3 protein-coding genes and 1 pseudogene are annotated in these 3,161 nt (G+C 45.0%); all 4 read left to right on the forward strand.

Annotated features, from left to right (window positions below):
- The first annotated feature begins 308 nt into the window (after positions 1 to 308).
- Positions 309 to 740, forward strand: coding sequence for an NIF family HAD-type phosphatase (locus BOW51_RS08955; protein ID WP_078477426.1), 432 nt, complete (start codon positions 309 to 311; stop codon positions 738 to 740).
- A gap of 121 nt (positions 741 to 861) precedes the next feature.
- Entirely contained in the window at positions 862 to 1,098 is a 237-nt protein-coding gene (locus BOW51_RS08960) for a thioredoxin family protein (protein WP_078477427.1), read from the forward strand.
- Positions 1,099 to 1,122: 24 nt separating this feature from the next.
- A pseudogene (locus BOW51_RS08965) lies at positions 1,123 to 2,075 on the forward strand (permease).
- A gap of 161 nt (positions 2,076 to 2,236) precedes the next feature.
- Positions 2,237 to 2,704 (forward strand): hypothetical protein, encoded by a 468-nt coding sequence (locus BOW51_RS08970; RefSeq protein ID WP_078477428.1) that lies wholly within the window; start codon positions 2,237 to 2,239, stop codon positions 2,702 to 2,704.
- The last annotated feature ends 457 nt before the right edge of the window (positions 2,705 to 3,161 follow it).

Consider the following 3,161-nt stretch of genomic DNA (forward strand, 5'->3'; position numbering starts at 1 on the left):
TGTTCAGGATTGCTGTTATCTTCTTCATACTGCCGTGCGAGAGTATATTGAGCATTCACATCTCCGCTTTCAGCTGCAGATATTAATGAAGATTGCTCAGCTTGGGCAGGAATCAACAGGAGAAACAGGAGAAACTGTAATAACTGGATTTTAATGTGTATTCTCATTGACCATTATTAATTCGAATTAGATACATTTTGTAATAATACCAGGCGGAAAGGGATTCAGGTTACTTGCATGATGACAGGGTCTGATGTCGGACAGTCAGCACGGTAGTATATTGTGATAATGGAACAGGAAGATTGCTCATGTTGTTGTTTCTTGATGTAGACGGGGTACTGCTAGGGAAGAAGAATCCACGTGACATCAGTCATTCAATTGCGGCTGGTTGTGACGAGTTCATTGACTTTTCTATCGAGCATTTTGATTGCTACTGGCTGACATCGCACTGCAAAGGTAGTGCGGATACTGTGCTGAATTACTTAAAGCCATATGTTACAGATCCGCTATATGAAAAAATCAAGCTGATACAGGCAACAGATTATCGAACATTTAAAACAGAAGCCTTGCATGGAGACTTTATATGGATCGATGACGCGCCAAGCATGTACGAGATTAAATATCTTGAGGAAAACAACCTGTTGCATCGCTGGTTTCAGGTGAATACCAGGCAGGACTATCATGCCCTTGAAAAAATAATTCAGGATCTGAACTCCATATTAAAAAATGGATTTCTTTAAGATGGAATGTCATTCAGACTAGCAAGCGCTTTCCGCCAGGTATCGGTTGCCAGCGAAGGTCCGCATTGGGTTTGAAGCGATCATTCAGTAAGATATGACTATAGGTCATAAGGAGTGAGGCATGAAAAACATCAAGGTACTTGGATCAGGTTGCAAGAACTGTGAGACTACTGCGAATTTGATTCAAATCGCTGCGAAACAGGCTGGCACTGAGATTGAACTGGAAAAGATCACAGATATTGCTGTAATCATGGGCTACGGCGTCATGTCCACGCCAGGGGTCGTAATTGATGGTCAAGTGGTTCATGCAGGGGGTTTGCCCGGTCCTGACAAGATTCGACAGTGGGTGTCGGAATAATGTTCAGGCCATATCGGACTTCAGATGTTTGAGGCATTAGCCAATATTGTTGTTTTCAAAGTGCTGGGGCTTGATCCCGTTAGCCATGTAGGTGCTGCGCTTCATTTCTTTGTAATGGATATCGTGAAGATATTCGTTCTGTTAATCATCATTATTTATATCATGGGTTTACTTCGTGCATTAATGTCGCCTGAACGTGTACGGGAGTTCATTCGTAACAGGCCTGATTGGCAAGCACGGGGAATGGCCGTCACTCTTGGAGCCGTTCCCCGTTTTGCTCTTGCTCATCTGTACCCCTGTTTATAGGTTTTGTAGAGGCCGGGATTCCTCTTGGCGTTACTTTCTCCTTTTTAATAGCATCTCCAATGATCAATGAAGTCGCCGTTGTCATTCTGATAGGCATATTAGGTTGGAAGTTAGCCGCTCTCTACGTGCTGGCCGGTCTGACCGTTGCCTGGGTTGGTGGCCTGGTCATGCAAAGGCTCAAGCCTGAACGCTGGGTTGAGGAGTATGTCTGGAAGATTCAGATGGGAGAGGCAGCTTTTCCAGAACAGGACAAGTCCCTCAAAGGCCGTCATCAATATGCGGTCTCTGAGGTCAAAGAGATTGTCGGCCGCATCTGGCTGTGGGTTTTTCTCGGTATTGGAGTAGGCGCACTATTTCATGGCTTTGTTCCGGAAACCTGGGTTTCAGAACATCTCGCAGGAGGGAACTGGTATGAGGTACCATCAGCAGTGCTTCTCGGGATTCCACTCTATTCCAATGCGACTGGAATTATTCCTGTTGCGGAAGCCATGCTTGGAAAAGGCGTAGCAATCGGTACAACGCTTGCCTTGATGATGAGTGTCGCAGCTTTATCACTTCCAGAGATGCTGATTATGCGCAAGGTGATTAAATGGCAGGCACTGGCTCAATTTGCATCAGTATTGGCAATTGCTTTCATTCTTGTAGGTTGGATGTTTAACCTTATTACCTAAAATAGCAAACCATGTTGCATGTCAGTATCTGGCATAAAACAGGAGTTGATTACCAACTAGCACTATTGCGTCTTCTATAAACCAAAGATAACAAATGGTGCCCACATGACAGGGTCGGGATTTTTCTCTCTTTCGAAAAGCATGGCGACGCGCAAAGCCTCATGCGGAAGCATGCCGTCTTTCAACAAAACGATAAAAACACTCATCATGTCTTCCGTATTGAGGGTCGCACCAAGCCGGCTGAGCCAGAAAGCTGTCCATCACTGGAATTGAGTCTTGGCACTGTCAATGCAGATACCACTGTTGGCATGGAACGCATATTCGTGATCAGCGTGACGGCTGACGAAACGGCGCCCCGATCAGATTTTACCTTTCTGGCGCAGAAACGGATTCCCAAAAGCCGTAAGGCCAGAAAAGGTGGCGTTGAGAGTCGCGCAGATCGGGTTCAGAATCTCCTCATGTCAGCAGGATTCGGAACAGCTGCAAGCAGCCGTGGACTGGATATGCCTGCTCCTGAGGCAGCTGCTGTCGAGATGCAGCTGTTCAGCTGGACAACGGCTGAACAGGTGCAACGCATAAATTATGCAGCAAGATTAGCCGGGCTCAACATGTTGTTGCGTTGTTTGTGATGGTATTTAATTATTCTACAAACACTCATTGCCATGAACCAAGTCCGTTTCAATGTCCGCTTTTTAGCTGCGACTTCAACCGGTCGATGCAACATCTACAAACTAAGAAAATGTTCAGTATCTACAGAAAAAAGACACCTTGGCGACTTGTTACATGATGTCTCTCATAACCGATCGCATTTCAGAACTTGACCTGTATCAATGAAACCAAACAAATAGTAATAACCTGACTTTATTCTGACTAATTAACGTCATCTTTCCAATAAAATAGATAGATTACGCAGTTGTTTCAGTACGAAAGATTTTTTCGCAACAAATCTGCAAAATCCTTCACAGCCATTGGAGTAAAGTCATGGAGCTAAACAGTATTCAGGCGATTGAAAGTGCGACGAAGTCCGGTCGCAAGGAGATGTTCCGGTTCGGAACAGCCCTGTTTTTTATCATCATCATCATGCTC

Origin of the sequence: Solemya elarraichensis gill symbiont, from assembly GCF_002021095.1 — a bacterium.
Lineage (GTDB): Bacteria > Pseudomonadota > Gammaproteobacteria > Chromatiales > Chromatiaceae.

Excerpts from the sequence above, each read along its gene's own strand:
- BOW51_RS08970 (WP_078477428.1), top strand. The coding sequence starts at position 2,237 with ATGCGGAAGCATGCCGTCTTTCAACAAAACGATAAAAACACTCATCAT.
- BOW51_RS08960 (WP_078477427.1), top strand. The coding sequence starts at position 862 with ATGAAAAACATCAAGGTACTTGGATCAGGTTGCAAGAACTGTGAGACT.
- BOW51_RS08955 (WP_078477426.1), top strand. The coding sequence starts at position 309 with ATGTTGTTGTTTCTTGATGTAGACGGGGTACTGCTAGGGAAGAAGAAT.